Below are 16,949 nucleotides of genomic sequence, written 5' to 3'. Positions count from 1 at the left end.
TATAAAGATTTTTTGGATTAGCAGCGCGAATAATGGAATAAAAATAAGTAATTTGTCCCCTAGAACGAGTGTGATATAGATGAGCGTTAAGAAGATAAAAAAACCACGCCTCTCTATTTATAATAAGAACTGCCAACGTTCAGGAGATCATGTGAACAACCTCGCCCGCTTCAACGTTAACGCTGTGACTAAAACAACTCGCCAACTGAAACAATTCACGCTGCCCATTATGTGTGCCGGTTTACTTGGCTTCCCCTTCGTCAGTCAAGCAGATGAGATAGCCCCCACCACGCTGCGCTTGGCCCATGTGGTGAATACGGAAGATACATACCATATTGCCGCCGAGCGGTTTCAGCAGATCGTTAGTGAACAAACCGATGGCGCCGTCACCATTGAGATTTACCCGAACGCCTCCCTGGGCGATGAGCGCACCTTGTTAGAAGGCATGCAGATCGGCACCGTGGATATGGGCGTGATTACCAACGGGCCGGTGGCTAACTTCGTTGATGCGTTCTCTGTTTTCGAGCTGCCGTTTCTCTTTCCCAGCGCCGAAGCCGCCTACTCTGTGCTAGATGGCGAGATCGGCCAGGAAATATTGGGACAGTTACAGGACGTCAACCTGAAAGGGCTGGCCTACGCTGAACGCGGCTTTCGTAATATCACCAATAGCAAACACGCGATTAACGTACCCGAGGATCTTGAGGGCCTGAGACTGCGCGTCATTGAGAACGAGGTTTATGTTGATACGTTCCGCGAGCTGGGTGCCAACGCCGTTCCCATGGCCTGGACAGAAGCACTGACCGCCCTACAGCAAGGCACGATTGATGGTCAGGAGAACCCGGTGAACGCTATTCATGCGTTTAACCTAGCGGAAACCCAGGACCACCTCACGATGACACGGCATATTTATGCGCCAGCAACGTTTATCATGAGCCTACCCGCCTGGAACGGCCTGCAGGAAGCGCTCCAGCCCATTGTGCTAGACGCCGCCCAGCAAGCATCTGCCTATGCCAGGGAGCAGAATGCTATTATGGAAGCCGAACAGCTGGCCGACCTTGGTGAAGCGGGTATGGAAATCAACGAGTCGCCAGATATTGAAGCCTTCCAAGCCGCTGTGGCGCCAGTGTACGAGAAATACGGCCAGCAGTTTGGCGACTACCTACCGCGCATTCAGGAGGCGCTAAATCAGTGATGGTGTTTGCACAGCCTCTTTTGACGCTGCTGCGACGCATTGAACGCGGGCTGGATGTGATCATCCAGCCCGTGGTGTTTGCGGGCATGGCAGCTTTAATTGGCGTAATCACGCTACAGATTATCTCGCGCGTTTTTTTCAGCGCCGTGGGCTGGACAGAAGAGGTCGCACGCTTTCTGCTGGTGTGGATTACGTTTTTAGCCAGTACGCTGGCCTTTCAGCGTGGGCGACATATCGCAGTGACGTTCGCCGTGGACGCACTCCCACTGCCGCTACGCAAGCTAGCGCGCTTGGCAGCGCTAGCGGTGGTGCTGGCCTTTATGGTGATGTTGGTCGTGATTGGCTACCGCTACATGCAAGTGCAGAGCTTTCAGAAATCTGCCTCGCTGCGGCTCTCCATGACCTACGTGTATGCAGTGATTCCGATTTCAGCCGCCATCATGGCGTGGTACGCCTTGGTGGACATGATTGAAGTGCTGATCAACGGTGAACCAACAGCCGCCGCCGAGGAGAAACCGCTATGACGCTGGTGCTGTTTGGGCTGTTTTTCCTCTTCATGCTGCTGGGCGTGCCGATCGCCTTTGCCATTGGCGCAAGCGCCCTGTATGCCTTGCATCAGTCTGGGGTGCCATTGATGGTGGTTACTCAGCAGATGTTTCAGGGCATCAACTCCTTTGCCCTGGTCGCCATCCCGATGTTTATTCTGGCGGGGGATTTAATGGCCCAGGGCAAGGTGAGTGAACGGCTGGTGAGCTTTGCCGATTCGCTGGTAGGCTTTATGCGCGGCGGGCTTTCGGTGGTGTCGGTGATGGCGGGTATGTTCTTTGCGGCCATCTCCGGCTCCGGTGCGGCGACGACTGCCGCGGTGGGTTCTAGCCTGGTACCGGAGCTAAAACGCAAAGGCTACGACCCCGCCTCAGCGGCCAGCCTAATTGCCGCAAGCGGCACTATTGGCGTGGTAATCCCTCCTTCGGTGCCGATGATTATCTACGCAGTGATTGCCCAGCAGTCGGTGTCTAAGCTGTTTTTAAATGGCTTTTTACCGGGGCTGGCCATGGGGTTGGGCCTGATGGCAATTGCGATTACCCAGGCATATAAACGCCAGTACCCCAAAGGCACGCCGCTCTCGCTCATGACAATGTGGCGCACCTTTAAAGCCGCCAGCTGGGGACTGATGACACCGGTGATTATTCTCGGCGGTATCTTCTCGGGCATCTTCACACCTTCTGAAGCGGCCGTGGTGGCGGTGAACTATGCGCTACTGGTATCGCTGTTTGTGTATCGGGATTTGACCCTACCCCAGGTGTATAAGCTGCTGATTCGTTCGGCGATGACCACGGCGGTGATTATGCTGGTGATTGCCATGTCGGCGGTACTGAGCTGGACGCTCTCTAGCTGGCAGGTGCCCGGCGCCATCGCCCAGTCGGTGCTGTCGCTCTCCACTAACCCCTATGTGATTATGCTGCTGGTGGTGGCGGTGATTCTGCTGACCGGCGTGTTTATCGAGACCGCCAGCGCTTTGATCATCCTCACTCCGGTACTGCTGCCACTGGTGCTGCAGCTGGGCATCGACCCGATCCACTTCGGGCTGATCATCGTGGTGGGGCTCTCCATTGGCATGATTACCCCGCCGGTGGCGATTAACCTCTACGTCGCCTCGTCGGTCACCCAGCTTCCGTTAGAGCGCATCACCCGGGCAATTATCCCCTACCTGCTGGGGCTCATTGGCGTGCTGCTGCTGGTGGTGTACGTGCCGATTTTGTTGGGCTGGTCGGGTAATTAACGAACAAGCACGATTAAAAAAACACCTAAGAAAAAAACACCTAAGAAAAAGGGGCTTGCCGATTGGCAAGCCCCTTTTGTATTCGCTAACGGTTCGCTAACTACCCTCTGCCTAGAACTCTTCCCACTTATCATCGGCATGCTGGGCGGGCGCAGGCTTGGAAGAGAGCGCTGGGCGCTTTAAGCCCGCACTTGCACTGGCCGTGCCCTTAGCAGGCAGCGCTTGGCGCTGCTGGGGTTCATCGTCGCCTAGGATGAAAGAGTTAATCAGCTCATTCAGGTGCTCCGCGTGGCGACGCATGTCGGCAGCGGCGGTAGTGGACTCCTGCACCATGGCAGCGTTCTGCTGGGTCATGGTGTCCATTTCGGCCACGGCGGTGTTGATCTGACCGATACCGCTGCTTTGCTCTTTGGCTCCGGCGCTAATCTCACCAATAACGTCGGTGACTTTAGAAACGCTTTCAACAATCTCGCGCATTGTCGCGCCTGCATTGCGCACCAGTTCAGCACCGGCGTGGGTATGCTGCACCGAGTTATCGATCAGCCCGCGAATCTCTTTAGAGGCATCGCTTGAGCGGCTAGCAAGCACCCGCACTTCTTGAGCCACCACGGCAAAACCACGGCCATGCTCACCGGCCCGCGCCGCTTCTACCGAGGCGTTAAGCGCCAGAATGTTAGTCTGGAAGGCAATGGCATCAATCATGCTAATAATTTCGCTGATGCGCGTGGCCGAGTCGTTAATATCGCTCATAGTGCGCTCAACTTGGCCCATCGCCTCTTCACCCTGGTGGGCCACCTCTGACGTGGATTGCACCAGCTTATTGGCCTGCTGGGCGTTATCCGCACTGTGGTTCACCGTCGAGGTGATCTCTTCCATAGAGGCCGAGGTTTCTTGCAAGTTGGCCGCCGCCTGCTCGGTGCGGGTGGCTAGTTCCTCGGAACTGTGGGAGATCTCTCCTGCGGAGTGGTAGACACTCATGGTGCTGCGACGCACATCGCGCAGGGTTTCCTGCATACGCTCCACAAAGGCGTTGAATTGAATCGCTAGGCTGCCAATTTCATCATTACTTTCGACAGCCAAGCGGCGCGTTAAGTCACCTCGGCCCTGGGCAATGTCTTCCATAGCGCTTACCGCTGTTTTAATCGGACGTAGGGCACGCCGTAAAAGCGCCATTACTACGACGATAATGATGCCCACAAACAGCAGCGACAGCGCCGCAGAAGCAATCAAAGAGCGCCGCAATTCGTGCTGCATCTGGGCTTCTGCCGCCGCCATCGTGACGTCAATATCATTAAGATAAATACCGCTGCCTAGCATCCACTCCCACTCTGGAATCGCCGCTGCATAGGAGTACTTTGGCTCTACTTCGTCGGTCGCTGGGTTTTCCCAATCATGGCGATAAAAGTCACCGCCCGATTGTGCCGAGTTAATCAATCCGCGAATCAAATAGTCGCCATCAGGTCCCTGCAGGTTCCATAAGTCTTGCCCTTCAAGGTGCGGCATATAAGGGTGTACGACATTCACGCCGCTATAGTCATAAACAAAAATGTAGTTATCATTATCAAAACGTAGACTGCGGATAATCTCAGACGCCCTTGCCTGCGCTTCTTGCTGAGATAAGCGGCTGTCTTCTACCAAGTGGCGCAGCGATGTTTGCGCGGCCTCTACGACATCTTTAATACCTTGCTCACGCGCCTCCACAAGCGCTTTGCGCTGCGTGTCTAACGTTTCACGCGCATCAGCAACGCGGGTTTGTGTATTTACAACTTGCAGCGCAATAGCGAGCAAGATAAGCGGGAGTAAAACAAGCGCTAGAATTTTTTTCTGTAAGGACATAGTAACCAATGTTTTTTTATCCATGAGCTTTCAGGCACTCGGTAAAGTGGAAGACAGGATTAGGAGGGGTATAAAAATTATCGGCTAAAAGTGTGTCAACTTTAACCACTCACGGTACTTTTTTGCTTATTGAACAACTAATTATCCCATCAATAAGGCTATTCATAACATAGGTTAAGGTTATCAATAACCTACAGGTTCATTGTGTTCTTGTGGTGGCCAGGGACGGCCCGTTTTAGCGAAATGCTAGCCACGCTCTTCCGCTGCTCTGGCCGCAACCGCCTGGTTAGGGCAGCTTTTTATTTCCGCTGTTATTCACTCGCCGTGCCTCCTGGTGCTGTAATTCCTCACCCTCCTTGTTATTTGCTACTGCCATCGGCGTATCATGGCAATAGGGGCTCACGTACAAGGAGAACAGCACGCCATGGTTCGAACCCGCGTCATCATCAGTACGCTCTTTTTACTGCTCCCTCGGCTGGCCCGTTTTGCCTGGCGCGTCATACGCAACTTTTTAAAAAATCACGGCATCCTGCTAGCGGGAGGAGTGGGCTACAATATTCTGCTCTCCATTGTGCCGCTGTTTGCTATCCTCGTTGTGCTCCTCACCCAAGTCGTAGACGAACAACATCTTCTCAGTGTACTGACGGTTCAGGCACGCCATATGGCGCCTGCTCACGCCGAGGTGTTGCTAGAAGCCGTGCGCAGCCTGCTGGCTTCCCGGGATGTCATTGGCATTCTGAGCTTTCCTATTCTGCTTCTGTTTAGCTCCTTTGCTTTTCGTATGCTCGAAGATGCCCTGGCGATCATTTTTCATGCGCCTGAGACTCCCCATATTAAACGTAGCGCCTGGGTTTCCGTGATGCTGCCCTACGCTTTCATGGTGGTGTTGGGCGCAGGGCTCATGGCGCTAACGCTGGCCGTTACGCTGGCCAGTTCACTCAATGCATTGGCACTGATGTTTTTCGATAGAGAGCTGCCGCTCGCGGGGTTTTCAGGCCCCGTGCTGAATCTCGCCAGCTTCATTGGGGTTTTCTTGTTATTCAGCGCTATCTATAAAGTGCTTCCTGTCGTACGCATTGCTTTACGCCGAGCGGTGGTGGGAGGTTTTGTCGCGGCACTGCTGTGGGAAGGCGTAAGACTGTTACTGGTCTACTATTTCGCTAATTTGTCGTTCGTCAACGCCGTTTACGGCTCGCTGGCAACCTTGGTAATCCTGCTGATTAGCCTGGAAGTGGGCGCCATCATTTTGCTGCTGGGCGCCCAGGTAATTGCCGAACTGGAAAGAAATACCCGCCTTGATCTGCCCTGGTATGCCGACCCAAGCCGACAGCCCATTACACGGGTAAAGTAAAAGCGGGATTTAGATCACCTCAGCCGTTAGCTTTTTCAGCCTGTGGGCGCCTCTCATCTAACATCCCTTTATCGAGAATAAAGCGGATGATCTCTTCAAGCCCAACGCCATCGTAGAGGTTGGTAAACACAAAGGGACGCTCGCCACGCATTTTCTTCGAGTCGCGCTCCATCACCTCAAGAGAGGCGTGCACCTGCTCGGCAATATCAATTTTGTTGATAATCAGTAGGTCTGACTTGGTAATACCCGGCCCGCCTTTACGGGGGATCTTATCGCCTGCGGAAACATCGATCACGTACAGCGTTAGATCGGAAAGCTCGGGGCTGAAAGTGGCCGATAGGTTGTCGCCACCAGACTCCACCAACACTAGCTCAAGTTTTGGATGGCGGGCGTGCAGCTCGTCAATCGCCGCTAGGTTCATCGAGGCATCTTCACGAATCGCCGTGTGCGGGCAGCCGCCGGTTTCCACGCCCAGGATGCGGTCGGCAGGCAGGGCATCGTGTTTGAGCAGAAAGTCAGCGTCTTCGCGGGTATAAATATCATTGGTCACAACGGCGATATCGTAGTAATCCCTTAGCGCTGAACAGAGCTGCTTGAGCAGTGCGGTTTTACCGGACCCAACCGGGCCACCCACGCCTACGCGTAAACAGTGCGTCATTTTTTTCTCCTAATAAATAAGCAGTTAGCTTCTAAACAAGCGTGAATATTGCGTTTCATGCAGCGCACTTGCCAGCGCCACGCCGGGCAGTACGGGGCCAAGGTCATCATCGTCGAGCAACAATGCCTGGTCGACGGCAGCCACCAGCTCCCCGCGAAGCTGTTCAATCACGCGCTGGGCGGCGGTGTGGCCCAGGGGCAGTGCTTTGCAGGCGACTGCCAGCTGGTTTTCCAGCCACGCCCAGCCAAACCCTAAAAGCGCCTGACGCTTGGATACGCCGCGCATGTGAGCAGCATAGCTAAATAGGGTGACGTAGCCGGCCTGAACCGGCAGTAACGTCTCATGTGGCAATAAGTTCAGGCTGCCCTGCAAGCGCTTGAGTGAAGCACCCAAGCGGCTATCCTCGGTGGCTAATTCAGCGGTTTCGCGGGTGGCGGCTAGCCATTCGTCCCACAGGGCGATGGCACTACTGTCCTGCTGTTCAAAAGCGGTGTACAAGCGCGCGATTAGCGGCAGTTCACAGCGGGTTAGGCCATCTTCCAGTACGCCAGAAAGCCACTCAGAAAGGCTTTGCTCATCGCTTACCCAGCCCAGCTCAAAGGCGCTCTCTAGCCCTTGGGAAAAGGCGAAGGCCCCAATGGGCAGCGCCGGGCTGACCAGCTGCATCAGCCCTAACAGGGCGAGGTCTGATGGCTGCTCAGTGGGCATGGTGGTGCTCATGCGCGTGGTCGTGGTCGTGGTCGTGGTCGTGGGAATGAGCGTGGCCATGATTGTGCGAACGACTGTGCGAATGGCCGTGCGAGTGCCCGCCACCTACTTGGTTATAGGCGCCTGGTTCTGGGTCGAAGGTGGCGTTGTGATGCTCAAGCTCAGCTCCCAGCAATTCCGCCAGTTCTTCTAGCACATGGTCGGGGGGGAACCGCACCCAGCCGCCCTTTTCGTCTTCGCCCAGCGCGAGCTGCACATGGCGGTTGCCGAGGTGGTAAGCAAGCCTCGCCAGGGGCAGGCCCGTGCTCACTCGCGCAGTCACCACAGGCTCAATCGCGGCGCAAATGCGCACGATCTCGCCATTTTCGGCTTTTAAGCCTTCGCCATCGCGCAGCACGGGGCCGCGGTCTAGAAACAGGCCTAAGGATTGGCCGCTGTCGCTGTCCGCTTTTAAGCGCCCGCGAATGCGCAGCTCAAAAGGCAGTGTCAGCGTGTCGCTGGCGGCGCTCTCTTCCACCGGCCCTAAACGTTCTATCAGTTTCAGCATAAGGGCTCCTTTATCAGAACAAGTGATACCGCTGCGCCAGTGGTAGCTCGGTCGCTGGCTCGCAGGTGAGCAGCTCGCCGTCGCAGTGCACTTCGTAGGTTTGTGGGTCAACCGTCAGTTCTGGGCAGGCATCGTTGAGCTTCATATCTTTTTTGCGCACGCCACGCACGTTTTTACAGGCCGCTAAGGTGCTATGCAGGCCCAGGCGCTCCTTAATTCCCGCATCAATGGCGGCCTGGCTAACAAAGTTGAGCCGGATATGGCTGGTGGCCCGCCCAAAGGCGCCAAACATGTGGCGGTAATGCACTGGCTGCGGCGTGGGAATAGAGGCATTGGGGTCGCCCATAGGGGCTGCCGCAATCATGCCGCCTTTTAAAATCAGCGAGGGCTTTACGCCAAAAAACGCCGGTTTCCAGAGCACTAAATCAGCCAGCTTGCCTACTTCGATAGAGCCTACTTCATGGGCAATACCGTGAGTGATGGCAGGGTTAATGGTGTATTTGGCAATATAGCGCTTGGCACGCAGATTATCCGCGCCCAGCGCTTCATCTTCGGGCAGTAAGCCGCGCTGTACCTTCATTTTATGGGCCGTTTGCCAGGTACGGCAGACCACTTCGCCCACCCGCCCCATGGCTTGGGAGTCCGATGCAATCATCGAGATCACGCCCAAATCGTGGAGAATATCTTCAGCGGCGATGGTTTCACGGCGAATGCGTGAGTCGGCGAAAGCTACGTCTTCAGGGATATTGGGGTCCAGGTGGTGGCAGACCATCAACATATCCAGGTGTTCGTCGATGGTGTTAACCGTATAAGGCCGCGTCGGATTAGTGGAAGACGGCAGCACGTACTCTTTTGAGCAGGCAGTCAGGATATCCGGCGCGTGACCGCCGCCTGCCCCTTCGGTGTGGTAAGTATGAATGCCACGCTCTTTAAACGCCGCCAGGGTGTCTTCCACAAAGCCGGATTCGTTTAGCGTATCGGTGTGGATCGCGATCTGTACATCATACTTTTCCGCTACGCTTAGGCAGGTATCAATCGATGCAGGCGTGGTGCCCCAGTCTTCGTGGAGCTTGAGCCCCATGGCACCGGCTTCTAGCTGCGCTTCCAATGCTTCAGGCAGGCTGGCATTACCTTTGCCGAGCAGGCCAATGTTCATCGGCAAATCGTCCACCGCTTGGAGCATCTTGCCAATGTGCCAAGCGCCGGGGGTGCAGGTGGTAGCGTTGGAGCCCGTCGCCGGGCCAGTCCCCCCGCCCAACATGGTAGTCACGCCGCTCATGAGCGCTTCTTCTACCTGTTGGGGGCAGATAAAGTGGATATGCGCGTCGATGCCGCCAGCGGTGAGAATCTTGCCTTCGCCTGAGATAACTTCAGTGCCAGGGCCAATCACAATCTCCACATCAGGCTGTACGTCGGGGTTGCCCGCCTTGCCAATCGCTGCAATGCGCCCGTTTTGCAGGCCAACATCGGCTTTGACGATGCCCCACCAGTCTAAAATCAGCGCATTAGTAATCACCGTATCCATGACCGTACCGTCGTTACGCTGGCTTTGCCCCATACCGTCACGGATAACCTTACCGCCGCCGAACTTCACTTCGTCGCCGTAGTGGGTGGCATCTTTTTCAACTTCAATCCACAGCTCGGTATCGCCCAGGCGCACGCGGTCGCCCACCGTGGGGCCGTACATGTCGGCATAGGCTTGCCGGCTGATTTTGTTAACCGATGTCATTGGTTACCTCCATCAAGTGCACCCATCACATCGCCGCGGAAGCCGTAGATTTCGCGCTTGCCGACGAAAGGAATTAGCGTGACTTCGCGGGTCTGGCCAGGCTCAAAGCGGATCGCGGTGCCTGCCGCCACGTCTAGGCGAAAGCCGCGGGCTTTGCTGCGATCAAACACCAGCGCGGGATTGGCTTCAGCAAAGTGGTAGTGAGAACCGATCTGAATGGGGCGGTCGCCGGTATTGGCCACTTCTACCGTGATTCGCTCGCGTCCCACGCATAGCTCAATATCACCGTCTTTTAACTGATACTCACCAGGAATCATCTGCTTGCTCCTTCGTCGCGTTGCTGTGAGGGGTAAGGCGTTAGGTGTGTGTCATAACTCCATCATTCACCCTTCGCTACTTACACAATGGGCGTGTGCACGGTGACCAGCTTTGTCCCATCAGGGAACGTGGCCTCTACTTGCACTTCATCGACCATTTCCGCCACGCCTTCCATCACGTCGTCACGGCTAAGAATTTCACGGCCGTAGCTCATTAGATCGGCGACACTTCTGCCGTCACGGGCACCTTCGATGATTTCAAAGCTAATCAGTGCGACGGCTTCGGGGTAGTTAAGCTTTAGGCCGCGTGCTTTGCGGCGTTCGGCCAGCTGGGCAGCTGAAAACAGCAGCAGCTTGTCTTTGTCTCGTGGGGTCAGTTCCATGGGGCATGTCTCCAGCGGTGCATCACATTAGGTTAGCCAAATGCGTGGGGTGTGGGCTGTACGCTCAATCCAGCGCGGGCGTAATAGGTGCCAGGCCTGTTCACACAGCGTCCATGCTTCATTACGGGAGTTGCCAAGGTAGCGCAGCAGCAGCACGCCGCGGCGAACGGTAACCGCCCAGCGCGGGTTATCCGGCAGTAACTCGCGTAGCTCATCAATCGCCGCCCCGGCTTCTTCCAGGCCTACCGCCCATAGCGTGGCTTGTACTGTGGCGCCGCCCTGGCCCCAGCGCCCTGCAAAGCGCGGGTGAGATGGGTCTAACGGCTGGCGCTCTAGCCACAGCGGCTTGCCATCCAGGGTTAGCCGAAAGTGCTGCTCAATGCAGCCAGAAAGGTAGGGGAGTTCGCTCGCAGGACGGCCAAGGGCCATGATTTCCCAGCCTAGGCAGCGCGCGCTGCCGTGAAGCGCGATATGAGTGCGCTGGTTGCCCTTGGAACCATCAAACGCGATGGTTTCCTGGGGCAGCCACTCAAGTATGCCGCCATCGTCCACGTTCAGTGCGGTGTGCTGAGCCCAGGCAACGCCCTGGCTGTCGGCTTTATAGAGTTTATTTGCGGCGGGGGTGGTTAGCAGCGCATGGGCCCCGTGCTCTACGTGGGCATTAATCGTCAGCGCATCGCCACTGACCAAGCCACCCGGCGGGTGCAGCACATATACATGGCAGGCTTGCGCGCTGCCTTCGGGGTAAAACGGGCGCTGTACCCGAAGCGGCCCCTGATGGCGGGCCTGGGTGAGCCGGGTAATGCCGTCGCGGTTAGCAAAACGCAGCGCCAACGATGCCGCCCAGTGGCGGTCTTGGTCAAACCGGTGGCCGGAGCCAGCACGCGGTGTTGCGGGTTCGCACAGCAGCATGGGGAGCGGTCGCATCCTTTTTGATAAGCCTTTCCCCGTTTAATGCAAAGAGTGCGCCAAAATGGTGAAAGCGCCGCCATATCCCCTATCACTTCGCTGGCACTCTCCTGGCTGGGCAAACAAAAGCCTTTCTTGCACCAAAACCGAACACAAAAAAGCGTGGCACTTTAAGCGCGCACCAAAAAGGCTCATAAAAAAAGAGCCATCAAACAGGCCATACGCGACACCATGTCGTTAAGAGCTCACCGTATTGTGTTCAGTGCGAACCCTGTAAACTGTGCGAGCGTGAATTGCGGGTACAGCACTCTCACGGCCAGATTCGTGTCATACCAAGCTCGTGGCATGACATCATTTGCCCTGACAACGTTCATCAGTGTGGTAGGGATGCATCCATTTCGGTCTGCCGACTCTCTCTGGTATCGCGCAGCGCTTTGTCTGGCGTTCGTCGCGATCTACCTGCTGTTTGCCGGGCCGCTGCTTTCCCAACTGCAGGCGTCAGGTCATGCCCACCATGACGAGCATGCCTTGTGTCTCAGCCACTCCGACCCTACTCCCTCCTCGTCCCACGCACTGGAGCACTGGCACCACCAGTGTGATTACTGCGGTGTCTGGCAGCCGTCATCCTCGGCACCCAACCACCTTCCTGCCATTGGGCAGGGCGTTTATCGACGCGTCGCCATTGCCAAACACGTTCTCCCAACGGACGGTGGTATGGCTCGATTACCCCCACGCTTGCCCTCGTGCTCCCCCCTTGCTGCAGGCCAGTTAACCCCATGACTGCGCGGGGTAGGCGCACTTAGCGCCTTGCCCACCTGTTACCCAGTGGTGGCGCCTCCTTAGGGGGAGTCGCTGCTCGCCGCTATGCAGCGGCTCTGGAGCACCCACATGTCGACTATTTCCACATCTCCACCCGCGCGCAAAGCCGCGCTGGATCTGTATCGCGCCGTCTGGCGCTGGCACTTCTATGCCGGGCTGCTGGTACTACCCTTTTTGATCATCCTTTCACTGACGGGCGCGCTGTACTTATTCAATGACGAGCTGGATGCCTTCATACATTCCGACCTAAAGCGCGTGGCAGTTCAGGAGGCCGCCCAGCCCCCTGCCGCTCAGGTCAGTGCGGCACTGCAGGACTACCCCGGCACGGCGGTGAAATACACCTCCCCCGCCACGCCGGAAAGCTCGGCTGAGATTACCGTCAACACCTTGTCTGGCGAACGCCTGGCGGTCTACGTGAATCCTTACACCGCCGAGGTGCTGGGCTCGCTGGATGACCGGGGAACGGTGATGTGGACCGTGCGCTACCTGCATAGCTTCAAGCTCTTCGGACAAACCCCGCGCAAGCTGATCGAGATGGCAGCGGGCTGGTCGATCCTGCTGGTCGCTACCGGTATTTACCTCTGGTGGCCGCGCAACGGTCGCGACGGCGTGGTGAGCGTGCGCGGCAAACCCAACAGCCGAGTGTTTTGGCGCGACCTGCATGCGGTGCTGGGCATCTTTACCGGTGGGGTTATCGTATTTCTGGCCATTACCGGCATGCCTTGGTCAGGCGTATGGGGCGGGCAGGTCAACCAGTGGGCCAACGGCAACAACTTCGGCTACCCCTCGGGGGTACGCGTGGAAGTGCCCATGTCCAATGCTTACCTGAGCGATCAAGGCACCACCAGCTGGTCGCTAGAGCAGGCCCAAGTGCCGGAATCCACCTCACTACCCACGCCGACACCCCGCCTTGGGCTGAACAGCATCGTAGCGATTCTGGATGAGCTGGGGCTACAGCAGGGCTATGTCGTCAACCTACCCACAACGGCAGCAGGCGTCTACACCGGCTCCATCTATCCGGATGACCTGGCCCAACAGCGGGTAATCCATCTCGACCAGTACAGCGGCGAGCCGCTGATCGACATGCGCTACGCCGATTACGGCCCTCTGGGCCGCTGGCTGGAGTTCGGCATCAACGTTCACCTGGGGCAGGAGTTTGGCCTGGCCAATCAGCTCTTCCTGCTGGCCGCCTGCCTAGCCATCATCGTGATGTGCGTGGCCGCGGGTGTGATGTGGTGGAAACGCCGCCCCTCTGGCGCCATGGGCGTGCCGCCCCTGCCTGCCGACACGCGGGTGTTCCGCGGGCTCATCGCCCTGCTGGTCATCGGCGGGTTGCTGTTTCCACTGGTAGGCGCGTCGCTGTTGGTGATGCTGGTCATCGACTGGTGCATCGTGCGGCCGCGTCAAGAGCGCCGCCTTGCCAGGCACGCCACTTAGGCCTGCTACCCATCAACGCCGACGGCTGGTCGGCGTTGATGGCCTATTCAGGAAGATGACAGTAAGGATATCAGGGGTGCCTTGGCAAACTCCGGCTCGACATCGTAGGCCAGAGTGCCCACGACGTTACCTTCGCGATCCAATAGGTAGGTGGCAGCCGTATGGCTGAGGGTGTAATCGCCTTGTCCGAGTGATACACGCTCGTACTGAACCTGGTAGGCGTCAGCCATTGCATCAATTTGTGCCTCGTTTCCAGACAGACCTCGTATGCGCTCGTCGAACACCGAGAGGTAGCGCGCCAGCTGTTCAGGGCCATCACGCTGCCAGTCCAGAGAAACAAAGAGATAGTTGAACTGATCTGCCTGCGGCCCCAACTGCTGAATCAAACGCGAGAGTTTGAACAGTGTGTTAGGGCAAACATCCGGGCAGTAGGTAAAGCCAAAAAACAACAGTGTCGGCTTTCCGATCAGCTCATCTTGCGTAACGACCCCACCTTCAGTATCCACCAACTGAAATTGCCCACCCAGCTCGGCCAGCGTCGGGCCCTCGGATTGACGGCCGAAGACCACAAAAAACACGGCCAACGTCAGTAGCAATACCAACGAACCAATGGAAAGCAGCGCAACGTCGCGGCGTGGCACGCTTAATGTGCCATATGGCTGTGTTCTTGGTGCTGGTCAGCATGAGCACTAAGGCCATCAGGCGAAGACCCGACAGGCACTACCTGAAGCTGAAGCTCAATACTGTCAGCACGCTGGAACTCCAGCGTGACAGGCAGCGGCTCACCTTCCACGATAGGGCGGGGAAGATCCATGAACATCAGATGCAAACCACCGGGGGCTAGGGCCACTGATTCACCGGCAGGAATTTCAATACCACCCGGCAACGGGACCATGCGCATCACCTCGCCGTCCATTTCCATGGTATGAATTTCCGTTCGCTCGGTGATAGGGGTCGAAGCGCTGACTAGCCGATCGCCTTGATCGCCATGGTTAGTAAGCGTGACAAATCCTCCCCCAGCGCCTGCACCGGGCGGCGTAGCGCGTGTCCAAGGCTGGGAGGCTTTAATATGTGACGAGCCACCATCCGCGTCATCATCATGCGAACCGCCATGATGGGCAAACAGAGTGGTACTGACTAATAGCAGCGAGGAAAGCAGTGCTGTACGAAGGGTAAACATAAAAAGCTCCTATAAAGCGTAGACAGAGACACTTTGTTGCTAATCAAAAGTGCAACACAAAGCGACAGACCTCATTAATGGTTAAGATAGTAGGAACGCTGTCACGTCAGGAGGTGCACGCGCATAACAGAGCATGAACAAGCCAAAGGCTTGCTGAAGAGGTTCACAATAAGGAGGCAAAGCCTCCACATCAGCCAAGGCTATAAAGCCTTGCGGTACGCTCGCCAGCGCAGCACCAAGTGCGCAGGCTGATTTGCATAGAAGATGATTAAGCTCGCTGGAGCCTGCGGTATCCGTCGCGCCACCCCGATTAGCCATCACACCGTGGGGGTCGCACAACACAAACAGCGGAGAGTGGCCACCACTACCAAGCAGCGCTGCCTGAGCATAGCCACCCAGCAATACGTGCAAAAACAGCACATACGACACAACGATAGCAATGACGATACTCTTGCGCTGGTTTCTCTGTCGACGCCACCGATTCGTCATGGGGTAGGCTGATCCTTGCTATTATTGTGCTTGTTGTAAAGCGCGAGTGAATCGTATCGCTAGGTATTATCAGCATAGTGCGAGGTGAGCACTAGGCCGTGTGTCATTTTGCCTCCATCGCTTATCGCCTATTGCACAATGACCCGGTTACGCCCACCGCGCTTGGCTTGGTAGAGCGCTTGGTCGGCGCGCTGCATGGAGCGCTGGTAGTCCGGGTGGCCATCGTGGAGTGTTAATCCAACGCTTACCGTCACATTGAGCAGTGTATCGGCCGTTGCGAGCATAGGCTCTTTGGCCACGGCTTGCCTCAATCGCTCGGCAAACAGCCGGCTGCCATCCTGGTCAGTGTCGACCAATACAATTAAAAACTCTTCGCCGCCCATGCGGAATACGTAGTCGCCACCGCGAGTGGAGCGGTCAAGAATACTCGCTACCTGCTGCAGTACGCTGTCGCCAGCATCGTGCCCATGGGTATCATTGATCGACTTGAAGTGGTCGATATCCACCATTAATAGCGCAAAGCGCTTGTCTGAATGGCGGGCAATCTCAACTTCACGGTTAAGTACTACGGAAAGAAACTTACGATTAAGCAGCCGGGTTAAACTATCGCGCCCTGCTTCTAAACCTGAAGCGCGCTCTAGCACATCATCTAACAGCATGATGATGGTGCGCGCAGCGGTGCGAATATCGCTCAACGCCCGCAGCCGTGCAGTGGTATCTTCGCTGGCCAGGGCCTTTAACCATTCGCTATCCACCTGCTGAATGTGGCGCGATATCGTCGTAATTTCCGGCGCGCCCTCAAAGGCATGGCAGGCTTTATGAAAGTACCATAGGCCAAATTCGGAGTTTGCTAGCCGGGGAAAGTTGGCTATCTCCTGCTGGGCGGCCACGGCAAACATCAGCGTATTTTCCCAGTCCAATAGCGCCGAACGCTGCCGCTCGCGCTCATCGCCGATACTCTGGGTCAGAGAAAAGAGCTTGTATGCCTCTTCAGTGCGCGCATTGCGGTCACTGGCGACGGAGTAGGCGTGACTCATAATTTCCATGGCCATATCAATATGGTTGGAGACATACACAGAGGCGTCTCCCGGCGACAGCGGGCTATCAAAAGTGGCTTTCATCTGCTGATAAATTGCCTGTTTAAGCTGTCGTGCTCCGTTAAGCACTAGATTAACCGGGATATCGATACGGGCATGCACCTGGCCAATTTTTTCCTGATGCACGACCAGCGCATCGAAGTCAGCCAGTTCTACGGCAAACATGGCACTTAGCCAGCGCTGCATGGAAGGGTTTAAGCGCTGATGCACTTGGTCGTTAGAGAGAAACAGCGAGGCATGAGGATCTTCTAGCATGACGCTGTAGAAGTGATCAGCAAAGTGGGCGCAGTGTTGTTCGATCAGCGCTTCCACCGCTTGGCGTAACGCCATCGGCGTACTTTCCAGCAGCGTTCGCCACTCGGTAGCGAGCTGATTTTTATCTTTATAACGCATACTCCACCCGGCTCTGGTTGTTAAGGCGAGCCATGTTACCGTAAAGCAATGTTGCCAACACGAACCCAGCGCAGGGTTTTTTCACTCTTTGTTCTTAAACGCCAAGTTCTTAAACTGTTTA

Annotated in this window: 18 protein-coding genes; 6 read left to right on the top strand and 12 right to left on the bottom strand. The window is 56.3% G+C overall.

Annotation, left to right across the window (positions count from 1 at the left end):
* The first annotated feature begins 151 nt into the window (after nucleotides 1-151).
* From MOY_RS08040 to MOY_RS08030, 3 genes are read left to right on the top strand one after another with little or no spacing between them, the layout of a single operon-like run.
* Nucleotides 152-1,192 (top strand): TRAP transporter substrate-binding protein, encoded by a 1,041-nt coding sequence (locus MOY_RS08040; RefSeq protein WP_009098462.1) that lies wholly within the window; start codon nucleotides 152-154, stop codon nucleotides 1,190-1,192.
* Nucleotides 1,192-1,716 carry a TRAP transporter small permease gene (locus MOY_RS08035; protein WP_009098460.1) on the top strand — a complete coding sequence of 175 codons (525 nt, stop codon included), beginning with the start codon at nucleotides 1,192-1,194 and terminating at the stop codon, nucleotides 1,714-1,716. The genes MOY_RS08040 and MOY_RS08035 overlap by 1 nt, the downstream gene beginning before the upstream one ends.
* Nucleotides 1,713-2,975, top strand: a complete 1,263-nt coding sequence (locus MOY_RS08030) for a TRAP transporter large permease (RefSeq protein WP_009098458.1) — start codon at nucleotides 1,713-1,715, stop codon at nucleotides 2,973-2,975. The genes MOY_RS08035 and MOY_RS08030 overlap by 4 nt, the downstream gene beginning before the upstream one ends.
* A 111-nt stretch (nucleotides 2,976-3,086) precedes the next feature.
* Here MOY_RS08030 and MOY_RS08025 read toward each other — a convergent pair whose 3' ends face one another.
* The gene (locus tag MOY_RS08025) at nucleotides 3,087-4,811 is read right to left on the bottom strand and encodes a methyl-accepting chemotaxis protein (protein ID WP_235803680.1); all 1,725 of its coding nucleotides are present in this window, start codon (nucleotides 4,809-4,811) and stop codon (nucleotides 3,087-3,089) included.
* 424 nt (nucleotides 4,812-5,235) lie between these two features.
* Between MOY_RS08025 and MOY_RS08020 the strand changes: the two genes are divergently transcribed.
* On the top strand, nucleotides 5,236-6,162 hold the full coding sequence (locus MOY_RS08020) for a YihY/virulence factor BrkB family protein (RefSeq protein WP_009098453.1): 927 nt from the start codon (nucleotides 5,236-5,238) through the stop codon (nucleotides 6,160-6,162).
* Between the two features lie 19 nt (nucleotides 6,163-6,181).
* On the opposite strand, the gene ureG is transcribed toward MOY_RS08020, so the two are convergent.
* The 7 genes from ureG to MOY_RS07985 all read right to left on the bottom strand — a co-directional run bounded on the left by ureG (nucleotide 6,182) and on the right by MOY_RS07985 (nucleotide 11,416).
* Nucleotides 6,182-6,820 (bottom strand): urease accessory protein UreG, encoded by a 639-nt coding sequence (gene ureG, locus MOY_RS08015; RefSeq protein ID WP_009098451.1) that lies wholly within the window; start codon nucleotides 6,818-6,820, stop codon nucleotides 6,182-6,184.
* Between the two features lie 24 nt (nucleotides 6,821-6,844).
* Nucleotides 6,845-7,528, bottom strand: a complete 684-nt coding sequence (locus tag MOY_RS08010; protein ID WP_009098449.1) for an urease accessory protein UreF — start codon at nucleotides 7,526-7,528, stop codon at nucleotides 6,845-6,847.
* On the bottom strand, nucleotides 7,518-8,075 hold the full coding sequence (gene ureE, locus MOY_RS08005) for an urease accessory protein UreE (protein ID WP_009098447.1): 558 nt from the start codon (nucleotides 8,073-8,075) through the stop codon (nucleotides 7,518-7,520). Before ureE ends, MOY_RS08010 begins: the two co-directional genes overlap by 11 nt.
* A 13-nt stretch (nucleotides 8,076-8,088) precedes the next feature.
* Nucleotides 8,089-9,804, bottom strand: coding sequence for an urease subunit alpha (ureC, locus tag MOY_RS08000; protein ID WP_009098445.1), 1,716 nt, complete (start codon nucleotides 9,802-9,804; stop codon nucleotides 8,089-8,091).
* Entirely contained in the window at nucleotides 9,801-10,121 is a 321-nt protein-coding gene (locus tag MOY_RS07995) for an urease subunit beta (RefSeq protein ID WP_009098443.1), read from the bottom strand. Before MOY_RS07995 ends, ureC begins: the two co-directional genes overlap by 4 nt.
* An 80-nt stretch (nucleotides 10,122-10,201) precedes the next feature.
* The gene (locus MOY_RS07990; RefSeq protein WP_009098441.1) at nucleotides 10,202-10,504 is read right to left on the bottom strand and encodes an urease subunit gamma; all 303 of its coding nucleotides are present in this window, start codon (nucleotides 10,502-10,504) and stop codon (nucleotides 10,202-10,204) included.
* 27 nt (nucleotides 10,505-10,531) lie between these two features.
* Nucleotides 10,532-11,416, bottom strand: coding sequence for an urease accessory protein UreD (locus MOY_RS07985; protein ID WP_009098439.1), 885 nt, complete (start codon nucleotides 11,414-11,416; stop codon nucleotides 10,532-10,534).
* Between the two features lie 342 nt (nucleotides 11,417-11,758).
* On the opposite strand from MOY_RS07985, the gene MOY_RS17155 reads away from it, so the two are divergent.
* The gene (locus MOY_RS17155; protein WP_139029302.1) at nucleotides 11,759-12,193 is read left to right on the top strand and encodes a hypothetical protein; all 435 of its coding nucleotides are present in this window, start codon (nucleotides 11,759-11,761) and stop codon (nucleotides 12,191-12,193) included.
* An 84-nt stretch (nucleotides 12,194-12,277) separates the two neighbouring features.
* Complete coding sequence (locus tag MOY_RS07980; RefSeq protein WP_328287030.1) at nucleotides 12,278-13,669, top strand: PepSY-associated TM helix domain-containing protein; 1,392 nt, start codon at nucleotides 12,278-12,280, stop codon at nucleotides 13,667-13,669.
* Between the two features lie 47 nt (nucleotides 13,670-13,716).
* Here MOY_RS07980 and MOY_RS07975 read toward each other — a convergent pair whose 3' ends face one another.
* The 4 genes from MOY_RS07975 to MOY_RS07960 all read right to left on the bottom strand — a co-directional run bounded on the left by MOY_RS07975 (nucleotide 13,717) and on the right by MOY_RS07960 (nucleotide 16,828).
* Nucleotides 13,717-14,310 carry an SCO family protein gene (locus tag MOY_RS07975; protein ID WP_009098435.1) on the bottom strand — a complete coding sequence of 198 codons (594 nt, stop codon included), beginning with the start codon at nucleotides 14,308-14,310 and terminating at the stop codon, nucleotides 13,717-13,719.
* 2 nt (nucleotides 14,311-14,312) lie between these two features.
* Complete coding sequence (locus MOY_RS07970; RefSeq protein WP_009098434.1) at nucleotides 14,313-14,849, bottom strand: copper chaperone PCu(A)C; 537 nt, start codon at nucleotides 14,847-14,849, stop codon at nucleotides 14,313-14,315.
* An 81-nt stretch (nucleotides 14,850-14,930) separates the two neighbouring features.
* A complete protein-coding gene (locus MOY_RS07965; RefSeq protein WP_009098432.1) occupies nucleotides 14,931-15,338 on the bottom strand; it encodes a hypothetical protein in 408 nt (135 codons plus the stop codon).
* Between the two features lie 128 nt (nucleotides 15,339-15,466).
* The gene (locus MOY_RS07960; RefSeq protein WP_009098431.1) at nucleotides 15,467-16,828 is read right to left on the bottom strand and encodes a diguanylate cyclase; all 1,362 of its coding nucleotides are present in this window, start codon (nucleotides 16,826-16,828) and stop codon (nucleotides 15,467-15,469) included.
* Between the last annotated feature and the right edge of the window lie 121 nt (nucleotides 16,829-16,949).

This window comes from Halomonas sp. GFAJ-1 (assembly GCF_000236625.2).
GTDB lineage: Bacteria > Pseudomonadota > Gammaproteobacteria > Pseudomonadales > Halomonadaceae > Vreelandella.
This window is presented reverse-complemented; position numbering and strand designations above follow the sequence as displayed.

Coding starts and splice junctions, on each gene's coding strand:
- MOY_RS08035 (WP_009098460.1), top strand. CDS start 1,192: ATGGTGTTTGCACAGCCTCTTTTGACGCTGCTGCGACGCATTGAACGC.
- MOY_RS08030 (WP_009098458.1), top strand. CDS start 1,713: ATGACGCTGGTGCTGTTTGGGCTGTTTTTCCTCTTCATGCTGCTGGGC.
- MOY_RS08025 (WP_235803680.1), bottom strand. CDS start 4,811: ATGTCCTTACAGAAAAAAATTCTAGCGCTTGTTTTACTCCCGCTTATC.
- MOY_RS08020 (WP_009098453.1), top strand. CDS start 5,236: ATGGTTCGAACCCGCGTCATCATCAGTACGCTCTTTTTACTGCTCCCT.
- ureG (WP_009098451.1), bottom strand. CDS start 6,820: ATGACGCACTGTTTACGCGTAGGCGTGGGTGGCCCGGTTGGGTCCGGT.
- MOY_RS08010 (WP_009098449.1), bottom strand. CDS start 7,528: ATGCCCACTGAGCAGCCATCAGACCTCGCCCTGTTAGGGCTGATGCAG.
- ureE (WP_009098447.1), bottom strand. CDS start 8,075: ATGCTGAAACTGATAGAACGTTTAGGGCCGGTGGAAGAGAGCGCCGCC.
- ureC (WP_009098445.1), bottom strand. CDS start 9,804: ATGACATCGGTTAACAAAATCAGCCGGCAAGCCTATGCCGACATGTAC.
- MOY_RS07995 (WP_009098443.1), bottom strand. CDS start 10,121: ATGATTCCTGGTGAGTATCAGTTAAAAGACGGTGATATTGAGCTATGC.
- MOY_RS07990 (WP_009098441.1), bottom strand. CDS start 10,504: ATGGAACTGACCCCACGAGACAAAGACAAGCTGCTGCTGTTTTCAGCT.
- MOY_RS07985 (WP_009098439.1), bottom strand. CDS start 11,416: ATGCTGCTGTGCGAACCCGCAACACCGCGTGCTGGCTCCGGCCACCGG.
- MOY_RS17155 (WP_139029302.1), top strand. CDS start 11,759: ATGACATCATTTGCCCTGACAACGTTCATCAGTGTGGTAGGGATGCAT.
- MOY_RS07980 (WP_328287030.1), top strand. CDS start 12,278: ATGCAGCGGCTCTGGAGCACCCACATGTCGACTATTTCCACATCTCCA.
- MOY_RS07970 (WP_009098434.1), bottom strand. CDS start 14,849: ATGTTTACCCTTCGTACAGCACTGCTTTCCTCGCTGCTATTAGTCAGT.
- MOY_RS07965 (WP_009098432.1), bottom strand. CDS start 15,338: ATGACGAATCGGTGGCGTCGACAGAGAAACCAGCGCAAGAGTATCGTC.
- MOY_RS07960 (WP_009098431.1), bottom strand. CDS start 16,828: ATGCGTTATAAAGATAAAAATCAGCTCGCTACCGAGTGGCGAACGCTG.